This is a genomic window from Pseudomonas mosselii (assembly GCF_019823065.1).
Classification (GTDB): Bacteria; Pseudomonadota; Gammaproteobacteria; order Pseudomonadales; family Pseudomonadaceae; genus Aquipseudomonas; species Aquipseudomonas mosselii.
Genome location: NZ_CP081966.1, coordinates 381,875 through 402,323, shown reverse-complemented (window position 1 = coordinate 402,323; position 20,449 = coordinate 381,875). Strand labels below are relative to the sequence as shown.

The 20,449-nt window shown below is 63.9% G+C and carries 20 protein-coding genes and 1 tRNA gene; 14 read left to right on the top strand and 7 right to left on the bottom strand.

Annotated elements, in window-relative coordinates; genetic code table 11:
• Positions 1-23: 23 nt before the first annotated feature.
• From K5H97_RS01885 to choV, 3 genes are all read left to right on the top strand, one after another.
• Positions 24-971: a choline ABC transporter substrate-binding protein gene (locus K5H97_RS01885; protein WP_028688459.1), complete on the top strand. Its 948-nt coding sequence runs from the start codon at positions 24-26 to the stop codon at positions 969-971.
• Positions 972-1,052: 81 nt separating this feature from the next.
• Positions 1,053-1,901 carry a choline ABC transporter permease subunit gene (choW, locus tag K5H97_RS01880; RefSeq protein WP_172402369.1) on the top strand — a complete coding sequence of 283 codons (849 nt, stop codon included), beginning with the start codon at positions 1,053-1,055 and terminating at the stop codon, positions 1,899-1,901.
• On the top strand, positions 1,898-3,076 hold the full coding sequence (choV, locus tag K5H97_RS01875) for a choline ABC transporter ATP-binding protein (RefSeq protein ID WP_028688460.1): 1,179 nt from the start codon (positions 1,898-1,900) through the stop codon (positions 3,074-3,076). The genes choW and choV overlap by 4 nt, the downstream gene beginning before the upstream one ends.
• Before the next feature lie 138 nt (positions 3,077-3,214).
• On the opposite strand, the gene hisF is transcribed toward choV, so the two are convergent.
• The 6 genes from hisF to K5H97_RS01845 all read right to left on the bottom strand — a co-directional run bounded on the left by hisF (position 3,215) and on the right by K5H97_RS01845 (position 8,183).
• Positions 3,215-3,985 (bottom strand): imidazole glycerol phosphate synthase subunit HisF, encoded by a 771-nt coding sequence (hisF, locus tag K5H97_RS01870; RefSeq protein WP_008091498.1) that lies wholly within the window; start codon positions 3,983-3,985, stop codon positions 3,215-3,217.
• A 9-nt stretch (positions 3,986-3,994) separates the two neighbouring features.
• On the bottom strand, positions 3,995-4,732 hold the full coding sequence (gene hisA / locus K5H97_RS01865; protein WP_028688461.1) for a 1-(5-phosphoribosyl)-5-[(5-phosphoribosylamino)methylideneamino]imidazole-4-carboxamide isomerase: 738 nt from the start codon (positions 4,730-4,732) through the stop codon (positions 3,995-3,997).
• Between the two features lie 27 nt (positions 4,733-4,759).
• Positions 4,760-5,020, bottom strand: a complete 261-nt coding sequence (locus K5H97_RS01860; RefSeq protein WP_028688462.1) for a DUF2164 domain-containing protein — start codon at positions 5,018-5,020, stop codon at positions 4,760-4,762.
• Positions 5,021-5,659, bottom strand: coding sequence for an imidazole glycerol phosphate synthase subunit HisH (gene hisH / locus K5H97_RS01855; protein WP_028688463.1), 639 nt, complete (start codon positions 5,657-5,659; stop codon positions 5,021-5,023).
• The gene (gene hisB / locus K5H97_RS01850) at positions 5,660-6,253 is read right to left on the bottom strand and encodes an imidazoleglycerol-phosphate dehydratase HisB (RefSeq protein ID WP_028688464.1); all 594 of its coding nucleotides are present in this window, start codon (positions 6,251-6,253) and stop codon (positions 5,660-5,662) included.
• 271 nt (positions 6,254-6,524) lie between these two features.
• Entirely contained in the window at positions 6,525-8,183 is a 1,659-nt protein-coding gene (locus K5H97_RS01845) for an OFA family MFS transporter (protein WP_028688465.1), read from the bottom strand.
• Positions 8,184-8,608: 425 nt separating this feature from the next.
• On the opposite strand from K5H97_RS01845, the gene K5H97_RS01840 reads away from it, so the two are divergent.
• The 6 genes from K5H97_RS01840 to K5H97_RS01815 all read left to right on the top strand — a co-directional run bounded on the left by K5H97_RS01840 (position 8,609) and on the right by K5H97_RS01815 (position 14,105).
• On the top strand, positions 8,609-10,858 hold the full coding sequence (locus K5H97_RS01840) for an AsmA family protein (protein WP_028688466.1): 2,250 nt from the start codon (positions 8,609-8,611) through the stop codon (positions 10,856-10,858).
• Positions 10,855-11,922, top strand: coding sequence for an A/G-specific adenine glycosylase (gene mutY / locus K5H97_RS01835; RefSeq protein ID WP_028688467.1), 1,068 nt, complete (start codon positions 10,855-10,857; stop codon positions 11,920-11,922). The genes K5H97_RS01840 and mutY overlap by 4 nt, the downstream gene beginning before the upstream one ends.
• Positions 11,919-12,191: an oxidative damage protection protein gene (locus K5H97_RS01830; RefSeq protein ID WP_011536185.1), complete on the top strand. Its 273-nt coding sequence runs from the start codon at positions 11,919-11,921 to the stop codon at positions 12,189-12,191. The genes mutY and K5H97_RS01830 overlap by 4 nt, the downstream gene beginning before the upstream one ends.
• Positions 12,192-12,280: 89 nt before the next feature.
• Positions 12,281-12,356, top strand: a tRNA-Phe gene (locus K5H97_RS01825).
• 188 nt (positions 12,357-12,544) lie between these two features.
• A complete protein-coding gene (gene ppk2, locus K5H97_RS01820) occupies positions 12,545-13,555 on the top strand; it encodes a polyphosphate kinase 2 (protein ID WP_028688468.1) in 1,011 nt (336 codons plus the stop codon).
• 106 nt (positions 13,556-13,661) lie between these two features.
• On the top strand, positions 13,662-14,105 hold the full coding sequence (locus K5H97_RS01815; protein WP_028688469.1) for a hypothetical protein: 444 nt from the start codon (positions 13,662-13,664) through the stop codon (positions 14,103-14,105).
• An 80-nt stretch (positions 14,106-14,185) separates the two neighbouring features.
• On the opposite strand, the gene gabP is transcribed toward K5H97_RS01815, so the two are convergent.
• On the bottom strand, positions 14,186-15,571 hold the full coding sequence (gabP, locus tag K5H97_RS01810; RefSeq protein WP_028688470.1) for a GABA permease: 1,386 nt from the start codon (positions 15,569-15,571) through the stop codon (positions 14,186-14,188).
• Positions 15,572-16,177: 606 nt separating this feature from the next.
• On the opposite strand from gabP, the gene K5H97_RS01805 reads away from it, so the two are divergent.
• From K5H97_RS01805 to K5H97_RS01785, 5 genes are read left to right on the top strand one after another with little or no spacing between them, the layout of a single operon-like run.
• On the top strand, positions 16,178-16,951 hold the full coding sequence (locus K5H97_RS01805) for an ABC transporter ATP-binding protein (RefSeq protein WP_028688471.1): 774 nt from the start codon (positions 16,178-16,180) through the stop codon (positions 16,949-16,951).
• 11 nt (positions 16,952-16,962) lie between these two features.
• Positions 16,963-17,724 (top strand): ABC transporter substrate-binding protein, encoded by a 762-nt coding sequence (locus K5H97_RS01800; RefSeq protein WP_028688472.1) that lies wholly within the window; start codon positions 16,963-16,965, stop codon positions 17,722-17,724.
• A gap of 57 nt (positions 17,725-17,781) precedes the next feature.
• Positions 17,782-18,474: an ABC transporter permease gene (locus K5H97_RS01795; protein ID WP_028688473.1), complete on the top strand. Its 693-nt coding sequence runs from the start codon at positions 17,782-17,784 to the stop codon at positions 18,472-18,474.
• Complete coding sequence (locus K5H97_RS01790) at positions 18,475-19,164, top strand: ABC transporter permease (protein ID WP_028688474.1); 690 nt, start codon at positions 18,475-18,477, stop codon at positions 19,162-19,164. It abuts the gene before it with no gap.
• A gap of 58 nt (positions 19,165-19,222) precedes the next feature.
• The gene (locus K5H97_RS01785) at positions 19,223-20,446 is read left to right on the top strand and encodes a methyltransferase (protein WP_028688475.1); all 1,224 of its coding nucleotides are present in this window, start codon (positions 19,223-19,225) and stop codon (positions 20,444-20,446) included.
• The last annotated feature ends 3 nt before the right edge of the window (positions 20,447-20,449 follow it).

The window sequence follows — 20,449 nt, the reverse complement described above, 5'->3', positions numbered from 1 at the left end:
GATAAAATCACAGGAGTCCATCCATGAAAGCTTCACCCAAGCTGTTGCTGGTCGCGTTGCTGTCCGCTCCGCTGCTGGCCCAGGCCGCCGAACCCGAGCAGTGTCAGACGGTGCGTTTCTCGGATGTCGGCTGGACCGACATCACGGTCACCACCGCGACCACCAGCGTCGTGCTCGAAGCCCTGGGCTACAAGACCCACACCACCATGATCTCGGTACCGGTGACCTACAAGTCGCTGGCCACCGGCAAGGACCTGGACGTGTTTCTCGGCAACTGGATGCCGACCATGGAGAACGACATCAAGCAGTACCGCGACGCCGGCACCGTCGAGACCGTGCGCGCCAACCTGGAGAACGCCAAGTACACCCTGGCCGTGCCCCAGGCCCTGTATGACAAGGGCCTGAAGGATTTCGCCAACCTGCCCAAGTTCAAGCAGGAGCTCAAGGGCAAGATCTACGGCATCGAACCCGGCAACGACGGCAACCGCACCATCCAGAAGATGATCGACGACAACGCCTTCGGCCTGAAGGACGCCGGTTTCCAGATCGTGCAGTCCAGCGAGGCCGGCATGCTCGCCCAGGTCGACCGGGCGCAGAAGCGCAACGAGGCGATCGTGTTCCTCGGTTGGGAACCACACCCGATGAACACCCGCTTCAAGATGCAGTACCTGACCGGCGGGGACGCCTACTTCGGTCCCGATTTCGGCAAGGCCACCGTGCTCACCAACACCCGCAAGGGCTATGCGCAGGAATGCGCCAACGTCGGCCAGTTGCTGAAGAACCTGTCGTTCGAGCTCAAGGATGAAAGCACCATGATGGGCTATGTCCTGGACGACAAGATGAAACCCGAGGCGGCGGCCAAGAAATGGCTCAAGGACAACCCCGGCAAGCTGGATGCCTGGCTGGCGGGCGTGACCACCGTGGACGGCAAGCCCGGCCTCGAAGCGGCCAAGGCCAAACTGACGCAATAACGCAAGACGCAATGGCAACACCTCGGGGCGGGACCGTGCCCGCCCCGGACTGATTTCAATCTTTGCAGGTGGAAGCTCGCTATCATGCTTATCGATCAGAAAATACCCCTGGGGCAGTACATCGCCTCATTCGTCGAATGGTTGACCCAGAACGGCGCCAGTTACTTTGACGCCATCGCCGCAGGCCTGGAATTCATGATCCATGGGGTCACCAGCGCCCTGACCTGGTTCAACCCGTTCGTGCTCATCGCCCTGTTCGCCGCCCTCGCGCACCTGATCCAGCGCAAGTGGGCCCTCACCGTCTTCGTCGCCCTGTCGTTCCTGCTGATCCTCAACCTGGGCTACTGGCAGGAAACCATGGAAACCCTGGCGCAGGTCACCTTCGCCACGGTGGTCTGCGTGGTCATCGGCGTGCCGCTGGGCATCGCCGCCGCGCACAAACCAATGTTCTACACCGCCATGCGCCCGGTACTGGACCTGATGCAGACCGTGCCCACCTTCGTCTACCTGATCCCGACCCTGACCCTGTTCGGCCTGGGCGTGGTGCCAGGACTGATTTCCACCGTGGTGTTCGCCATCGCCGCGCCCATCCGCCTCACTTATCTGGGTATCTGCGACGTGCCGCAGGAACTGATGGACGCCGGCAAGGCCTTCGGTTGCTCGCGCCGCCAGTTGCTGACCCGTATCGAACTGCCCCACGCCATGCCGAGCATCGCCGCCGGCGTGACGCAATGCATCATGCTGTCGCTGTCGATGGTGGTGATTGCCGCCCTGGTCGGCGCCGACGGCCTGGGCAAACCCGTGGTCAACGCACTGAACACCGCCGATATCTCCCTGGGCTTCGAAGCGGGCCTGGCCATCGTGCTGCTGGCAATCATGCTCGACCGTATCTGCAAGCAACCGGAGCTGCCGGTAAGGGGTGAGGCATGAGCATCATTCGTTTCGAAGACGTCGACGTCATTTTCTCCAGCAAGCCGCGCGAGGCCCTGGCCCTGCTCGACCAGGGCAAGACCCGCGAGCAGATCCTCAAGCAAACCGGGCTGGTGGTCGGTGTCGAGAAGGCCAACCTGGACATCAACAAGGGCGAGATCTGCGTGCTGATGGGCCTGTCCGGCTCTGGTAAATCCAGCTTGCTGCGCTGCATCAACGGCCTCAACACCGTGAGCCGCGGCAAGCTGTTCGTCGAGCATGAAGGCAAGCACATCGACATCGCCCACTGCACCCCGGCGGAGCTGAAAATGATGCGCACCAAGCGCATCGCCATGGTGTTCCAGAAGTTCGCCCTGATGCCCTGGCTGACGGTGCGCGAGAACATCAGTTTTGGCCTGGAGATGCAGGGCCGTCCCGAGAAGGAACGGCGCAAGCTGGTGGATGAAAAGCTCGAGCTGGTGGGCCTGACCCAGTGGCGAAACAAGAAGCCAGATGAACTCTCGGGTGGCATGCAGCAGCGCGTCGGCCTGGCCCGGGCGCTGGCGATGGACGCCGACATCCTGCTGATGGACGAACCGTTCTCGGCCCTTGACCCGCTGATCCGCCAGGGCCTGCAGGACGAACTGCTGGCCCTGCAGAGCAAGCTGAGCAAGACCATCGTCTTCGTCAGCCACGACCTCGACGAGGCCCTGAAGCTGGGCAGCCGTATCGCGATCATGAAGGACGGGCGGATCATCCAGTACAGCAAGCCGGAAGACATCGTGCTCAACCCGGCCGACGAGTACGTGCGTACCTTCGTCGCCCACACCAACCCGCTCAACGTGCTGTGCGGCCGCAGCCTGATGCGCAGCCTGGACCAGTGCAAGCGGGTCAACGGCTCGGTGTGCCTGGACCCGGGAATCGACTCATGGCTGGACCTCGGCGAGGGAGGCTCGCTCAAGCGCGCGCGCCAGGGCCAGAACGGGCTGGATATGCAGAACTGGGCACCGGGGCAGGATGTGGAGCTGCTGGAGCGCAGGCCGACCGTGGTGCACGCCGATATCGGCATGCGCGAGGCGCTGCAGATTCGTTACCAGACCGGCAACAAGCTGGTGCTGCAGGATAACGACAAGGTGGTGGGGATTCTTGGGGATACCGAGCTTTACCATGCCTTGCTTGGCAAGAACCACGGGTGATGCCTCTGGGGCCGCTTCGCGGCCCTTTCGCGACACAAGGCCGCTCCCACAGGCACGACGCCAGCCTCAGGTGCAGTGCTGTACTTGTGGGAGCGGCCTTGTGTCGCGAAAGGAGGGCGAAGCCCTCCCAGCGCTCTGTCAGCGAACGACGATCCCACGCGAAGCCATATAGGCCTTCGCCTCAGGCACCGTGTACTCGCCAAAGTGGAAGATACTCGCCGCCAGCACCGCGCTGGCGTGGCCTTCCAGAATTCCGTCCGCCAGGTGTTGCAGGTTGCCCACGCCACCGGAGGCAATCACCGGAATCCCCAACGCATCGCTGATCGCCCGGGTAACACCCAGGTCGAAGCCGTTCTTCATGCCATCCTGGTCCATGCTGGTCAGCAGGATCTCGCCGGCGCCCAGGCCTTCCATCTTTTTCGCCCACTCGACGGCATCCAGCCCGGTCGGCTTGCGCCCGCCATGGGTAAAGATCTCCCAGCGCGGCGTTTCGCCCGGTCCAGAAACCTTCTTGGCGTCGATGGCAACGACGATGCACTGCGAACCGAAACGGTCCGCCGCCTCACCCACGAACTCAGGGTTGAACACTGCCGCGGTGTTGATCGAGACCTTGTCGGCACCGGCGTTGAGCAGGTTGCGGATGTCCTGCACGGTACGCACGCCGCCACCGACGGTCAGCGGGATGAACACCTGGCTGGCCATGCGCTCGACGGTATGCAGGGTGGTGTCACGGCCATCGACGCTGGCGGTGATGTCCAGGAAGGTGATCTCGTCCGCGCCCTGCTCGTTGTAGCGCCGGGCAATCTCCACCGGGTCGCCGGCATCGCGGATGTTCTCGAACTTGACGCCCTTGACCACCCGGCCGTTGTCCACGTCCAGGCAAGGGATGATGCGCTTGGCCAGTGCCATGGTCGCTCCTTAGCCTTGATAGTTGTCGCAGAAGGCCTGGGCCTCGGCGACGTCGAGGGTGCCTTCGTAGATGGCGCGGCCGGTGATGGCGCCGATGATGCCGGGGGCCTTGGCGTCCAGCAGGGCCTTGATGTCGCCCAGGTTGTGGATGCCGCCCGAGGCGATCACCGGGATCGAGGTGGCTTCGGCCAAGGCCTTGGTGAAGGGCACGTTGCAGCCCTGCATCATGCCGTCCTTGGCGATGTCGGTGTAGACGATCGCCGAGACGCCATCGGCCTCGAAACGCTTGGCCAGGTCAATGACCTGCACCGAGCTCACTTCGGCCCAGCCGTCGGTGGCGACGAAGCCGTCTTTCGCATCAAGACCGACGATGACCTTGCCCGGGAAGGCCTTGCACGCTTCGGCGACGAACTCGGGCTGCTTGACCGCCTTGGTGCCGATGATCACGTGGCTGACGCCGGCCTTGACGTAGTGCTCGATGGTTTCCAGCGAGCGGATGCCGCCGCCGATCTGGATCGGCAGGTTCGGGTAGCGCTTGGCGATGGCAGTGACCACTTCACCGTTGACCGGTTGGCCTTCAAAGGCGCCGTTCAGGTCGACCAGGTGCAGGCGACGGCAGCCACCCTCGACCCATTTGGCGGCCATGCTCACCGGGTCGTCGGAGAATACGGTGGAGTCTTCCATGCGGCCTTGGCGCAGGCGTACGCAGGCACCGTCCTTGAGATCGATAGCGGGGATAATCAGCATCTTGGCAACCTGTCTTGTTCGTTGGGTTCAGGGCTTCTCGAGCGCCCACAGGTCGCTTTCGATGCTCTCGAACCGCTCCTTGAGGTGCAGTTGAACATCGGCAATCGCCCTGTTGTAGTAATGGGGTGCAATTTCCTTGCTGAACAGCTCGAGGACCTCGGCCACCTCGAACGACCCCAGCTGCAGCTCGAAGCGGTCTTCGAGGAAACGCTTGAGCGTGTCGAGCGCGTCGCGCTCCTGCTCCGGCGTCAGCGTGATGATCGGGGCCTTGGTCTTCGATCGGCTCATTTACCAGCGCCCGTCCCAGGCGACGAAGTTCTGCAGCAGCTGCAGGCCATGGGTATGGCTCTTCTCCGGGTGGAACTGCACGGCAAAGCGCGAGCCATCGGCCAGCGCGGCGGCGAAGTCGACGCCATAGTGGCCGCGACCGACGACCTGGCCCGGCTTGCCGGCGTTGATGTAGTAGCTGTGCACAAAGTAGAAGCGCGCCCGGTCAGGGATGTCATGCCACAGCGGGTGGTCAATGGTCTGGCTCACTTCGTTCCAGCCCATGTGCGGCACCTTCAGGTGCTCGCCGTCTTCCTTGAGGTCTTTACCGAAGAAGCGCACCTGGCCGGGGAACAGGCCGATGCAATCGACGCCATCGTTTTCTTCGCTGTGGTCGAGCAGCGCCTGCATGCCCACGCAGATACCGAGGAACGGACGGTCCTGGCTGACCTCGCGCACCAGGCTGTCAAAGCCCAGGCGGCGGATCTCGGCCATGCAGTCGCGGATCGCGCCGACGCCGGGGAACACCACGCGGTCGGCTTCACGAATCACCGCGGCGTCGCTGGTCACCAGCACCTTGCCGGCGCCCACGTGCTCGAGGGCCTTGGCCACCGAGTGCAGGTTGCCCATGCCATAGTCGATTACGGCTACCGTCTGCATTTACAGGCACCCTTTGGTGGACGGCATCTGCCCGGCCATGCGCTCGTCGAGGGTGACGGCCATGCGCAGGGCGCGGCCGAAAGCCTTGAACACGGTCTCGATCTGGTGGTGGGTGTTGTGGCCACGCAGGTTGTCGATGTGCAGGGTCACCAGGGCGTGGTTGACGAAGCCCTGGAAGAACTCCTGGAACAGGTCGACATCGAAGCCGCCGACGGTGGCGCGGGTGTAGGGCACATGCATCTGCAGGCCCGGGCGCCCCGAGAAGTCGATGACCACGCGCGACAACGCTTCGTCCAGCGGCACATAGGCATGGCCATAGCGGAAGATGCCTTTCTTGTCGCCGATGGCCTGGGCGAACGCCATGCCGAGGGTGATGCCGACGTCCTCGACGGTATGGTGATCGTCGATATGCAGGTCGCCCTTGCACTCGATGTCCAGGTCGATCAGCCCATGCCGGGCGATCTGGTCGAGCATGTGTTCAAGGAAAGGCACGCCGATTTCAAATCGGGCCTTGCCGCTGCCATCGAGGTTGATCGAGCACTTGACCTGGGTTTCCAGGGTATTGCGCTCGACGGAAGCCTTACGTTCGACCATCACCAGCTCCGCAAAATCATTGGGCGAAAAGGGCTCCATTATAGGCCCAGAACGCACCGGCTTGAAACGCGGATGACATATGGCAGGGCTAGTAATTACGGGGGCGGGACGGGCCTACAGGTCTATACAAGTACCTTTGGGGGCTGCTTCGCAGCCCATCGCGACACCAGGCCGCTCCCACAGGAGCCTCGTGAGCCTGAAGGTACGCAATGCCTGTGGGAGCGGCCTTGTGTCGCGAAAGGGGCGCAAAGCGCCCCCAGAGCCAGCTAACTCAGTGAAACAGCACCGCCGTCTTCTGCAAGGTGATCCACACCCCCCAGGCCAGCGGAATCACCACCACGGCCCAGGCCAGCAGCACCAACGGCAGGCTGCCCGGCGCCGCATGCCACTCCAGCGAGCGTGCCGAATCGACACCCTTGTCATGGCTCAGCGCTCGCTCGGCAGCCAGTTCGGCATCGGTCATGAAGTACTTGTCCGCTACCGGCCGCACCAACATGTTGCAGATGAAGCCCAGCACCAGCAGGCCGGCGAGAATGTACAAGGTCATGTCGTAAGCCGCCGCGCGCTCCACGCCCGCAGCCAGCTGCGCTTCGCGCAGGTAGGTGATCAGCACTGGGCCGAGCACGCCTGCCGCCGCCCAGGCCGTCAGCAGGCGACCATGGATGGCGCCGACCATCTGTGTGCCGAACAGGTCGGCCAAGTACGCCGGGACGGTGGCGAAACCGCCGCCGTACATCGACAGGATGATGCAGAACGCCGCCACGAACAGCGCCACGTTGCCGATGTGCCCCATGTTTGGCACCAGGCTGTAGAGGCCCACGCCCAGGGCGAAGAAGGCAAAGTAGGTATTCTTGCGGCCGATGTAGTCGGAGAACGACGCCCAGAAGAAGCGCCCGCCGATGTTGAACAGGCTCAACAGCCCGGTGAAGCCGGCGGCAATGGCGGCGATCTGCGCCAGCTGCGCGGCGTTCAGTTCGCTGAACGTCAGTTCGTTGCCCAGCAGCTTGCCGGCAAACACTTCCTGCAACAGCGGAGAGGCCATGCCCAGGATGCCGATACCGGCCGACACGTTCAGGCACAGCACCAGCCACACCAGGGCGAACTGCGGGGTCTTCCAGGCCACGCTGACGTGCACGTGACGATCGGTGACCATGGCGTTGGCCTTCTTCGCCGGCGGCGTCCAGCCTTCAGGCTTCCAGCCGGTCGGCGGCACGCGGTAGGCCAGGGCGCCGGCGGTCATGAACACGAAGTAGATCGCGGCCATGGCCACGAAACTCTGCCATACGCCCACTTCGGTCGGGCTGGAGAAATGGCCCATCAGTGCGGTGGCCAGCGGCGCGCCCACCATGGCACCCCCGCCAAAGCCCATGATCGCCATGCCGGTGGCCATGCCGCGCTTGTCCGGGAACCACTTGATCAGCGTCGACACCGGCGAGATGTAGCCCAGACCCAGGCCGATCCCACCGATCACCCCCGAGCCCAGCCACATCAGCCACAACTGGTGGGTCTTCACGCCGATCGCCGAGATCAGCAGGCCACCGCACCAGCATAGCGCCGATACCAGGCCGGCCTTGCGCGGGCCGGCGTGCTCCAGCCAGCCGCCGAGCACCGCGGCCGAGCAGCCGAGGAATACGAAGAACAGGGTGTAGATCCAGCTGAGCATGGAGATTGGCCAGTCGCACTCGGCGCTGAACAGTCGGGCGACAAAGCCCATGTCGGCGGCGCAGGCCACTGGTGCGCTGACACCCAAGGCCTGGGACAGCGGCAGCCAGAACACCGAAAAGCCATAGGCCATGCCGATGCACAGGTGGATCGCCAGGGCCGCCGGCGGCACCAGCCAGCGATTGAAGCCCGGACGGGCGATGATGCGCTCCTTCGACAGGAAGCCCGGCGCGCTCGCCACCGTCCCCGACGTGATACTGCTGTTCATGGATTGTTCCTTTTGTAGGTGGGCTGTGCGCATGGACGGCTCTGCTTCGGCTGCACGCAAGGCAGCCCGGCCGCTTGGGCTGGCACCCCGCGACAATGGGTCGCGGGGACTCCACGGGCGGGCGCAAGATTACCAGCAGGGGGTGACATGAAAGCAATCTGATATCGTGTTTTTTTCTTCAGCTGAATCGGTATTTCGCGTATTCAGGTGAGATTGTGTCGCCTGTTCGGGCCTCATCGCGGGGCAAGCCCGCTCCCACGTTGGTCAGGATTCGCGTGGGAGCGGGCTTGCTCCGCGATGAGGCCCGGACAGGCAACAAATGAACTGCCGCCATTGCCACTGTCGAAATGTCGGATACGCAGAGCCAAGTGCCACGGCGCTATACTCGCCGCTGAATTTCTAAATCGGACTACAAGGACTCGCCCATGAAAGCGTTCGGCAAAATCCTGGGGCTGGGACTTCTCGGGTTGTTGCTGATCATCGTGGCGCTGGGCTTCGCCCTGACCCACCTCTTCGATCCCAACGACTACAAAGATGAAATCCGCAAGCTGGCCCGCGACAAGGCCCATGTGGAACTGACCCTCAACGGCGACATCGGCTGGAGCCTGTTCCCCTGGCTGGGCCTGGAACTGCACGAAGCAAGCATCGCCACGCTGAACAACCCCAAGGTGCCGTTCGCCGACCTGCAGATGCTCGGCCTGTCAGTGCGCGTGCTGCCGCTGCTGCGCCGCGAGGTGCAGATGAGCGATGTGCGGGTCGAGGGCCTCAACCTGACCCTGACCCGCGACGCCAACGGCCATGGCAACTGGGAAGACATCGGCAAGCCACTGCCGCAGCCGACCGTCGCAGGCGCGTCGGCGAGCACGCCGACTGAAACGCCAGCCGCCACACCAGCCAACTCGGAAGCCAGCGAGCGCTCGGTCAAGCTCGACATCGACAGCCTGACCGTCAATAACGCCCGCGTGCTCTACACCGACGAGAAAGCCGGACAGACCTATGGCGCCGAAAGCATCCAGCTGAGCACAGGTCCCGTGCACGAAGGCGCGAACATCGCGCTCAAGGCCAGCGCCTTCCTCAGCGCCAGCCAGCCGAACATCAAGGCGCGCACCGAGCTGACCGGCGAGCTGCGCTTCGACCGCAAGCTCAAGCGCTACAACCTCGAGGACATGCGTCTGTCCGGCGAAACCTCGGGCGAGCCGCTCTCCGGCAAGACCCTGACCTTCGTTGCCCAAGGGCAGGTGCTGGTCGACCTGGCGGCCAATGTCGCGTCCTGGAGCGGCCTGAAGGTCTCGGCCAACCAGTTGCGTGCCCTAGGCGAGCTGAACGTGCGTGACCTCGACAAGGCCCCCCAGGTCAGCGGCGGCCTGTCCATCGCCCAGTTCGACCTGCGCAGCTTCCTCGACAGCATCGGCCACCCGCTGCCGGCCACCGCTGACCCGGCGGCATTCAAGAAACTGGAGCTGGTCACCCGCCTGCAAGGCACGCAGAACAGCCTGGCCCTGGAAGACCTGGCGGTGAAGCTGGACGACAGCACCTTCACCGGCCGTGTCGCCGTGGACGACTTCGCCAAGCAAGCGTTGCGTGTGCGCCTCAAAGCCGACACGTTCAACGCCGATCGCTACCTGCCGGCCAAAAGCGAAGAGGCCAAGGGCGCCACGGCAGCGCGCCAGGCCGAGGTCAAGCAGCAGGAAGCCACCGCCGTCGCTGGCGCGGGCACCACACCACTGCCCGACGCTCCGACCCAGGTGGCCTGGAGCAACGACAAGCTGTTGCCGGTCGACCGCCTGCGCGCCCTGGACCTGCAGGCCGACCTGTCGTTCGGCGCGCTGACCCTGGACAAGCTGCCGATCAGCGACGCGCAGTTGACCGCCAGCGGCCAGGCCGGCCTGGTCACCCTGCAGACCCTGCGCGGCGGCCTGTACAACGGCACCTTCGAGGCCAAGGGCACTGTCGACGTACGCCCTGCCGTGCCGCAGATCGGCGTGAACGCCAAGATCAGTCGCGTGCCGGTGGAGCACTTCATCAAGCGCGAAAGCCCGGACCAGGCGCCGCCGGTCAAGGGCCTGCTGACCCTGAACAGCGACCTGACCGCCACCGGCAACAGCCAGAAAGCCTTGGTCGATACCCTCAACGGCAACGCCAGCTTCACCATCAATGATGGTGTGCTGGTCAACGCCAACCTGGAACAGCAGCTGTGCCAGGCCATCGCCACCCTCAACCGCAAGCAGCTCAGCGGCGAACAACGGGGCAAGGACACGCCGTTCCAGGAACTGCGCGGCAGCCTGGTGGTGCGTAACGGCGTAGCCAGCAACCCGGACCTCAAGGCACGCATCCCGGGCCTGACCGTCAACGGCCATGGCGACCTCGACCTGCGCGTGCTGGGCATGGACTACAACGTCGGTGTGATCGTCGAGGGCGACCAGCGCGCCATGCCCGACCCGGCCTGCCAGGTCAACGAGCGCTTTACCGGTGTCGAAGTACCGCTGCGCTGCCGTGGCCCGCTGGAGCTGGGCGCCAAGGCCTGCCGCCTGGACCAGGACGGCCTGGGCAAGGTCGCCGCGAAGCTGGCCGGCAACCGCCTGAAGGACAAGATCGATGAAAAACTCGAAGAGAAACTCGGAGACAAGGTGAGCCCGGAACTCAAAGATGCGCTCAAGGGGCTGTTCAAACGATGACCCCCCAGCAGTTCTCCAGCGCCGTGCTGGACTGGTACGACCAGCACGGCCGCCACGACCTGCCCTGGCAACAGGGCATCACCCCGTATCGGGTGTGGGTCTCCGAAATCATGCTGCAACAGACGCAAGTCAGCACCGTGCTCAACTACTTCGACCGTTTCATGCAGGCGCTACCGACCGTGCAGGCTCTGGCCGAGGCGCCGGAGGACGAGGTGCTGCACCTGTGGACGGGCCTTGGCTACTACACCCGCGCCCGTAACCTGCAAAAAGCCGCGAAGATCGTTGTCGAGCAGCATGGCGGCGAGTTCCCACGCAGCGTCGAGCAACTCACCGAATTGCCCGGCATCGGGCGCTCCACGGCGGGCGCCATCGCCAGCATCAGCATGGGCATCCGCGCACCGATCCTCGACGGCAACGTCAAGCGCGTGCTGGCCCGCTTCACCGCGCAGGCCGGCTACCCCGGCGAGCCCAAAGTGGCCAACCAGCTCTGGGCCACCGCCGAACGCTTCACACCGATGACCCGGGTCAACCACTTCACCCAGGCCATGATGGACATGGGCGCCACGCTGTGCACCCGCAGCAAGCCCAGTTGCCTGATCTGCCCGCTGCAAAGGGGTTGCGAGGCACACCTGCATGGCGAAGAGACCCGCTACCCCGAGCCCAAGCCGCGCAAGGCCCTGCCCCAGCGCAAGACCCTGATGCCGCTGCTGACCAACCACGAAGGCGCGATCCTGCTCTATCGCCGGCCCTCCACCGGCCTGTGGGGCGGACTATGGAGCCTGCCGGAGCTGGACAGCCTGGAACAGCTCGACGACCTCGCGTACCAGCACGGCCTGCGCCTGAACGGCAGCCAGGCCCTGGACGGCCTGACCCACACCTTCAGCCATTTCCAACTGGCCATCGAACCCTGGCTGGTGCGTGTCGAGCCCGTCGGCTCGTACGTGGCCGAGCCCGACTGGCTCTGGTATAACCTCGCCACCCCGCCGCGCCTGGGCCTCGCCGCCCCTGTCAAGAAGCTGCTGCAACGCGCGGCCGACGAACTGATTGCAGGAGATAAGCCATGACCCGCACCGTGAAGTGCCGCAAGTACAACGAAGAACTCCCAGGCCTCGACCGCCCGCCCTACCCGGGCGCCAAGGGCCAGGACATCTTCGAGCACATCTCGCAGAAAGCCTGGAAGGAGTGGCAGGACCACCAGACCATGCTGATCAACGAAAAGCGCCTGAACATGATGAATGCCGAAGACCGCAAATTCATCCAGGCCGAGATGGACAAGTTCTTCGCCGGCGAGGATTACGCCCAGGCCGAAGGCTACGTTCCGCCCTCGAATTGACCCACGAATCGTAAGCGACGGAATTAATTTAAATTTTTTTGAAAAAGTCGTTGACGGCCTCTGAGAAAATCTATTTAATTCACCCCGTCGCCCAGATAGCTCAGTCGGTAGAGCAGAGGATTGAAAATCCTCGTGTCGGCGGTTCGACTCCGTCTCTGGGCACCACCTTCAAGCTTCTGGTGGTTGCAAAGTTACCCGAAGCGACACAAGAAACCCGCCTAGTGCGGGTTTTTTGTTGCCTACCGTTTTACCCCAGGAATCCTTCGCCCCTGGTTGATCGATATCAAAATGCCTCCCATTGCTCCTGCATAGGATGGAAGGTGGACATTCGACCGACCCCCGCAAGGACCTCCATGAGCGAAGAATCCGCCACCCTCCTCCTGCCAGCGCCCGCCGAGGCCGCCAGCAGCCCCAAGCCAGCCCCTCGCCCTCGTCGCCCACGCCAGCGCAAGCCGGCCACCAGCACCGCCGCGCAAGAGACCATTACCCAGGTCAGCCAGCAGCCCGCCGCCCTGGAAGTGGCGAACGCTCGCAAAGGCAGCAACGAAGACAGCACCTCCGCTCGCCTACCGGCCAACTACCCCTACCGCACGCGCATGCGCCGCCAGGACTATGAGAAGGCCAAGCATGACCTGCAGATCGAGCTGCTCAAGGTACAGAACTGGGTGAAGGAAACCGGCCAGCGCATCGTCGTGCTGTTCGAGGGCCGTGACGCCGCCGGCAAGGGCGGCACCATCAAGCGCTTCATGGAGCACCTGAACCCGCGCGGCGCGCGCATCGTCGCGCTGGAGAAGCCCTCCGAGCAGGAGAAGGGGCAGTGGTACTTCCAGCGCTACGTCCAGCACCTGCCCACAGCCGGCGAAATGGTGTTCTTCGACCGCTCCTGGTACAACCGCGCCGGGGTCGAGAAGGTCATGGACTTCTGCTCGCCCCTGCAGTACCTGGAATTCATGCGCCAAGCGCCGGAGCTGGAGCGCATGCTGTGCAACAGCGGCATCCTGCTGTTCAAGTTCTGGTTCTCGGTGAACCGCGAGGAGCAGTTGCGCCGCTTCATTTCACGCCGTGACGATCCGCTCAAGCACTGGAAGCTGTCGCCCATCGACATCAAGTCGCTGGACAAGTGGGAGGACTACACCGCGGCCAAGGAAGCGATGTTCTTCCACACCGACACCGCCGATGCACCGTGGACGGTGATCAAGTCGGACGACAAGAAGCGGGCGCGGATCAACTGCATTCGCCACTTCCTGCATTCGCTGGATTATCCGGGTAAGGATCACAGCGTGGCGCATGCGCCGGATCCGTTGCTGGTCGGGCGGGCTTCGCGGGGCTTCGAGGAGGATGAGCCGGAGGCGCTAGTCAGTTAAGCCCCGGGGGCGCGTTGCGCCCCCGGCGATCTCGAATACCTGCTTGGGTTTCCCTGGCAACTACGCTTCAATACGCGCCTTTACCAGACACCCCAAGGATCCACCCATGGCCACCAACACCAAACAACAGAAACGCGCCAAGCGCGCCGCCACCAAGGCCAAGCAGAACCGCATGGTGCGCAGCGGCCAGGCGGTCAAGGCCAGCGCCGGTGACAGCGCCAGCGTCGAGCAGGTGTTCAACAAGGCCATGGAGTCGGGCAGCTACAACAGCCTGTTCGAAAAGATGAAGCAAGCCCAGGAGAACGGCCTGGTGCCGATGATCTCGGTATTCCTGGTCGACCCGCTGCTGGCACTGGTGCTCAAGGGCCACAAAGAAGAACACGCCACCGACTACATCGTCCTGGTGTTCACCGCCTACCGCAAATGGCTCGACGGTGCCGACGAGGACGCGACCATGGCCTGGCTGGAAAGCGACGAGTTCCAGGACGCCTATGTCACTGCCTCGGAAGTCGTGGCCAGGCAGCAGCAACAGCAGAAGCAGTTCGGCTGAGTCGCTCCCACCCCCGCACAAGTCAAACAAAAAGGCCGCGCCCCTCACAGGACGCGGCCTTTGCATTTCACGCCAACGGATCAGCTATCCAGCGCCACCCGCGCAGCAGCGCCGCGCTTGCGGTGCAGCAACAGGCCAGCCGCCACCACGCCAATGCTCAGGATCGCCGTGGCGATGATCTCGGCACGGTGGTCTTCACGCAGGCCCATCACCACCAGAATGGCGATGATGAAAGCGATGGTCGCCCAGGTCAGGCCCGGGAACATCCACATCTTGAACGAGATCTTCTCGCCCTTCGCCTCACGCTGGGCACGCATGCGCAGTTGCGACACGGCGATCACCAGGTACACCAGCAGGGCGATGGCGCCGGAGCTTGCCAGCAGGAACTCGAACACCGCGGCCGGGGCCAGGAAGTTGGCGAACACGCACAGGAAGGCTGCGGCAGTGGACAGCAGCACGGCCCAGTGCGGAGTGCCCGCCTTGGTGGTGCGCTGGGCGATGGCCGGGGCGTCGCCACGCTTGCTCAGGGAGAACAGCATGCGCGAGGAGGTGTACAGCGCCGAGTTCAGGCAGCTGGTCACGGCGATCAGCACGACGATGTCGACGATCAGCTTGGCATTCGGCACGCCGATCAGGCTAAGGACAGTCTGGTAGGAGCCTTTCTCGGCCAGGGCCGGATCGTTCCACGGCACCATGGCCACGACCAGGAAGATCGACACCAGGTAGAACAGGCAGATACGCCAGATCACCGAGTTGGTGGCCTTGCTGATCTGCTTGCCCGGGTCTTTCGACTCGGCGGCGGCAATGGTGACGATCTCGGTACCCATGAACGAGAACATGGTGGTCAGCATCGCTGCCAGCACCGCGCCCAGGCCGTTGGGCATGAAGCCCTGGGTATCGAACAGGTGGCTGACGCCGCTGACCTGGCTGCTCGGCACCATGCCGAACATGGCCGCGCAACCGACGACGATGAAACCGATGATCGCCAGCACCTTGAGCAGGGCGAACCAGAACTCGAACTCACCGTAGTTCTTCACGCTGAACAGGTTGGTGACGGTCAGCGCCAGGGTGATGATCAGGGAGAAGGCCCACAGGTCCACCGACGGGAACCAGGCATGCAGGATGGCCGCGGCGGCGTTGGCCTCCAGCGGGATCACCAGGACCCAGAACCACCAGTACAGCCAGCCAATGGTGAAACCAGCCCAGCGCCCGATGGCGCGGTCGGCGTAGGTGGAGAAGGAACCGGTATCCGGCGAGGCGACCGCCATTTCGCCGAGCATGCGCATCACCAGCACCACCAGGGTACCAGCGGCGGCGTAGGCCAGCAGCACGGCCGGGCCGGCGGCAGCGATGGCATGGCCGGAGCCGACGAACAGGCCGGCGCCGATCACGCCGGCAATCGACAGCATGGTCACATGCCGTTGCTTGAGCCCCTGAGCGAGGTCATTGGAATTGTTACCGCTCATAAAACTACCTTTGTAAGGAGGTGGACTACACGAATGACTGGCCAGCGCGCCGGGGTGTGAGTGGGCGTCGCTGCATTCAGTGGTTTCCGGATGGCAATAAGCGGGCCAGCTGAGAATGGCTTTCGTCTGAAATGTTTCTGCAACCAATAACGACGCGGCTTGCAGGGCATTGTGCCAAGCCTTGGCCGAAAGGTCGCCAAACCCCCGTGCCAAGTTGGGATTACTGAAATACCCACTTACAAACGCACCAAAGGTGCCCCTCGGTAACACCCAGGCACACATTCAGGGCAAGGCAAAGCGCAACCCACGGGCGCAACCCGGACCCCACATAACACGCAACACAGTGCCACCCGGCCAAAAACGGCTTCCCAGACCGGAGCAAAGCTGGCACCATCGCGCCTTTTTTCATCAAGGCTCCGGTGCTGGGCAAAACGCCAATGCGGATATCCTGGCGACAGTCCACTGCAGCGATGCGACAAACTGTCCTACCAGCGACCCGAGCCCCCCGCGACCCGGTTGGCCGCCGTTGCGCCGCTATGCTAGCGTGGCGCTCGCCAGGAAGGCCGCCAACAGCTGGGAACGCACCCGAACACATGAGGACCGCACATGGCCCAGGCCACGCCCGCGCTGGAAATCCGCAACCTGCACAAACGCTATGGCGAGCAGGAAATTCTCAAGGGCATTTCGCTGACCGCGCGCGACGGTGACGTGATCTCCATCCTCGGCTCATCCGGCTCTGGCAAGTCCACCCTGCTGCGCTGCATCAACCTGCTGGAGAACCCGCACCAGGGCGAAATCCTCGTCGCCGGTGAAGCCCTCAAACTCAAGGCGCAGAAAAACGGCGACCTGATCGCCGCCGACAACCGCCAGATCAACCGCCTGCGCAGCGAAATCGGCTTTGTCTTCCAGAATTTCAACCTGTGGCCGCACATGTCGATCCTCGACAACATCATCGAGGCGCCGCGCCGCGTGCTCGGCCAGAGCAAGGCCGAGGCCACCGAGCACGCCGAGGCGCTGTTGAACAAGGTCGGCATCTTCGACAAGCGCCACAGCTACCCCGCCCAGCTTTCCGGTGGCCAGCAACAGCGTGCCGCCATCGCCCGTACCCTGGCCATGAAACCCAAGGTCATCCTGTTCGACGAGCCAACCTCGGCGCTCGATCCGGAAATGGTCCAGGAAGTGCTTAACGTCATCCGCGCATTGGCCGAAGAAGGCCGTACCATGCTGCTGGTGACGCACGAGATGAACTTTGCCCGCCAGGTGTCCAGTGAAGTGGTCTTCCTGCACCAGGGCCTGGTCGAAGAGCAAGGATCGCCGCAGCAGGTCTTCGAGAACCCGACCTCGGCGCGTTGCAAGCAATTCATGTCCAGCCACCGCTAACGGAGCACTACATGCAGACCTACAAGAAGTTCCTCCTGGCAGCTGCTGCCACGCTGGTGATGTCGGCCAATGCCATGGCCGCCGAGAAACTGCGCATGGGTATCGAAGCCGCTTACCCACCGTTCAACAACAAGGATGCCAGCGGCCAGGTCGTCGGCTTCGACAAGGACATCGGCGACGCCCTGTGCGCCAAGATGAAGGTCGAATGCGAAGTGGTCACTTCCGACTGGGACGGCATCATCCCGGCGTTGAACGCCAAGAAGTTCGACTTCATCGTCTCGTCGTTGTCGATCACCGATGAGCGCAAGCAGGCGGTGGACTTCACCGACCCGTACTACTCGAACAAGCAGCAGTTCATCGCGCCGAAGAACGTCGACTTCAAGACCGACCGCGCCTCGCTCAAGGGCAAGACCATCGGTACCCAGCGCGCCACCCAGGCGGCAACCTGGCTGGATGACAACGGCGGCATGGATGGCGAGTTCAAGGTCAACCTCTACGACGGCCAGGAAAACGCCTACCTGGACCTGACCTCCGGCCGTGTCGACGCCATCCTCGCCGACAAGTACGCCAACTACGACTGGCTGAAATCCGACGCCGGCAAGAACTACGAGTTCAAGGGCGATCCGGTCAACGAAAGCGACAAGGTCGGCATCGCCGTGCGCAAGGGCGACAACGAACTTCGCAACAAGCTCAATGCCGCGCTGAAGGAAATCGTCGCCGACGGCACCTACAAGAAGATCAACGACAAGTACTTCCCGTTCAGCATCTATTGATTCGCCCCGACAGGCATCGCCGCCATGGCGGTGCCTGTCCCTTGAACAAACTTACCCATGACTATCGACCTGCACGGATTCGGCCCGGCCATGATGGCCGGTACCCTGATGACCGTAAAACTGGCGCTCTGCGCCTTGCTGCTGGGGCTGGCCCTGGGCCTGCTCGGCGCCTTGGCCAAGACTTCGTCGGTCAAGCCGCTGCAATGGCTTGGCGGCACCTATTCCACGTTGGTGCGCGGCGTACCCGAACTGCTTTGGGTGCTGCTCATCTACTTCGGCACCGTCGGGCTGATGAACAGCCTCGGCGCCGCCCTGAACATACCGGGCCTGGAGCTCAGCGCCTTCGCCGCTGGCGTCATCGCCCTGGGCCTGTGCTTCGGCGCCTACGCCACGGAAGTGTTCCGCGGCGCGATCCTGGCCATTCCCAAGGGGCACCGTGAAGCGGGCCTGGCGCTGGGCCTGTCCAAGGGCCGCATCCTCTCGCGGATCATCCTCCCACAGATGTGGCGCATCGCCCTGCCGGGCCTGGGCAACCTGTTCATGATCCTGATGAAGGACACCGCGCTGGTGTCGGTGATCGGCCTTGAAGAAATCATGCGCCACGCACAGATCGGCGTGACCGTGACCAAGGAGCCGTTCACCTTCTACGCGGTCGCCGCCTGCATCTACCTGGGCCTGACCATCATCGCGATGATCGGCATGCACTTCCTGGAAAAGCGCGCCGCTCGCGGCTTCATGAGGGTCGAGTAAATGAACTGGGAAGTCATCATCAAGTGGCTGCCGCGCCTGGCCCAGGGCGCGACCCTGACCCTGGAGCTGGTGGCCATCGCCGTCATCGCCGGCCTGATCCTGGCCATTCCGCTGGGGGTGGCGCGCTCTTCGCGGCACTGGTACGTGCGCGCCCTGCCCTACGGCTACATCTTCTTCTTCCGCGGCACGCCGCTGCTGGTGCAGCTGTTCCTGGTCTACTATGGCCTGGCCCAGTTCGAAGTGGTGCGCAACAGCTCGCTGTGGCCGTACCTGCGCGATCCGTTCTGGTGCACGGTGCTGACCATGACCCTGCACACCGCCGCCTACATCGCCGAGATCCTGCGCGGCGCCCTGCAGGCGATCCCCAAGGGCGAGATCGAGGCGGCCCGTGCACTGGGCATGTCGCGGGGCAAGACGTTGTTCTACATCATGCTGCCGCGCGCCACGCGCATCGGCCTGCCGGCCTACAGCAACGAAGTGATCCTGATGCTCAAGGCCAGCGCCCTGGCCAGCACCGTGACGTTGCTGGAGCTAACCGGCATGGCGCGGACCATCATCGCCCGCACCTACCTGCCGGTGGAGATCTTCTTTGCCGCCGGGGTGTTCTACCTGGTGATCTCGTTCGTGCTGGTGCAAGGCTTCAAGGTACTGGAGCGCTGGCTGCGCGTGGATGCCTGCCAGGGACGTTGAGCCCATGAAGACCTCGGGGCTGCACAGCAGCCCCTCTCGACCGCGCCCCGGTGCTCGAATGACCACAACATCCTGCCTGCAAAACGACCAGCTCCTCGAGCGCTTCCAGGCCCTCGACCGCTTCCTCGCACAGCACCAGCCGCTGTGGCACCCACGCCCGTTCACCCACCTGCGCCTGGCGTGGGAAGACGAACACCCGGAACTGTCCCATTGGCTTCGCCAATGTACCCTCGAACAAGCCGAGTCCCTCGACACTCCCGAGGCCCCGGCCCCCTTCCCACAACTGGCCGCCAAAGCCGCGCAGCTGTCCGCCGTCGGCGAACTGCCCCACGCCGGCCTGCATCCCGCCGGCCACCGCCTCGATGTCGGTGTCCCCGGCCGCAAGTGGCAGCAGATCGAAGCCTTCAGCCGTCGCCTGGCGTTCAGTCAACCCGCCCGACACTGGCTTGACTGGTGTTCCGGCAAAGGCCACCTGGGCCGTCGCCTGCTACAGCCCGGCCAGCGCCTGACCTGCCTGGAGTACGACGCCGAACTGGTCAGCGCCGGCAAGGCCCTGAGCGAGCACCATCACTTGCCTGCCACCCACGTGCATCAGGACGTCATGGCCGCCGACAGCGCTCGCCACCTGGACGGCGACAAGAGCGTGGTCGCCCTGCACGCCTGCGGCGACCTGCATGTTCGGCTCATGCAGCTGGCAAGCCAGCAGGGTTGCCGGCAGATCGCCGTTGCGCCCTGCTGCTACAACCGCATCCAGGGCCAGGCCTATCAGCCGCTCTCCCGCGCCGCCCGAGCCTCGAGTCTGGCGTTGACCCAGGAAGACCTGGGCCTGCCGCTGAGCGAAGCGGTCACCTCCAGCCTGCGCACCCGCCGCCAGCGTGACAGCTCCATGGCCCGCCGCCTGGGCTTCGACCTCCTGCAGCGCCAGCAACGTGGCATAGACGACTACCTGCCCACGCCATCGCTGCCGGTCAGTTGGCTGGCAAAGCCCTTCGAGCAGTACTGCCGCGACCTGGCCGAACTCAAGCAGGTCATGCTCAGCGGCAACCCCGACTGGGCCTTCCTGGAAGCAGCCGGCCAGCGACGCCTGGCCGAGGTGCGCAACCTCGAGCGGGTACGCAATCTCTTCCGCCGCCCCCTGGAAATGTGGCTGGTGCTCGACCGCGCCTTGTTCCTTCAGGAGCAAGGCTATGCGGTGAGGGTCGGCGTGTTCTGCGACTACCCGCTAACGCCTCGCAACTTGCTGCTGCTTGGGGAGCGCGACATAGCACCGCAGGGCAGTTGACAG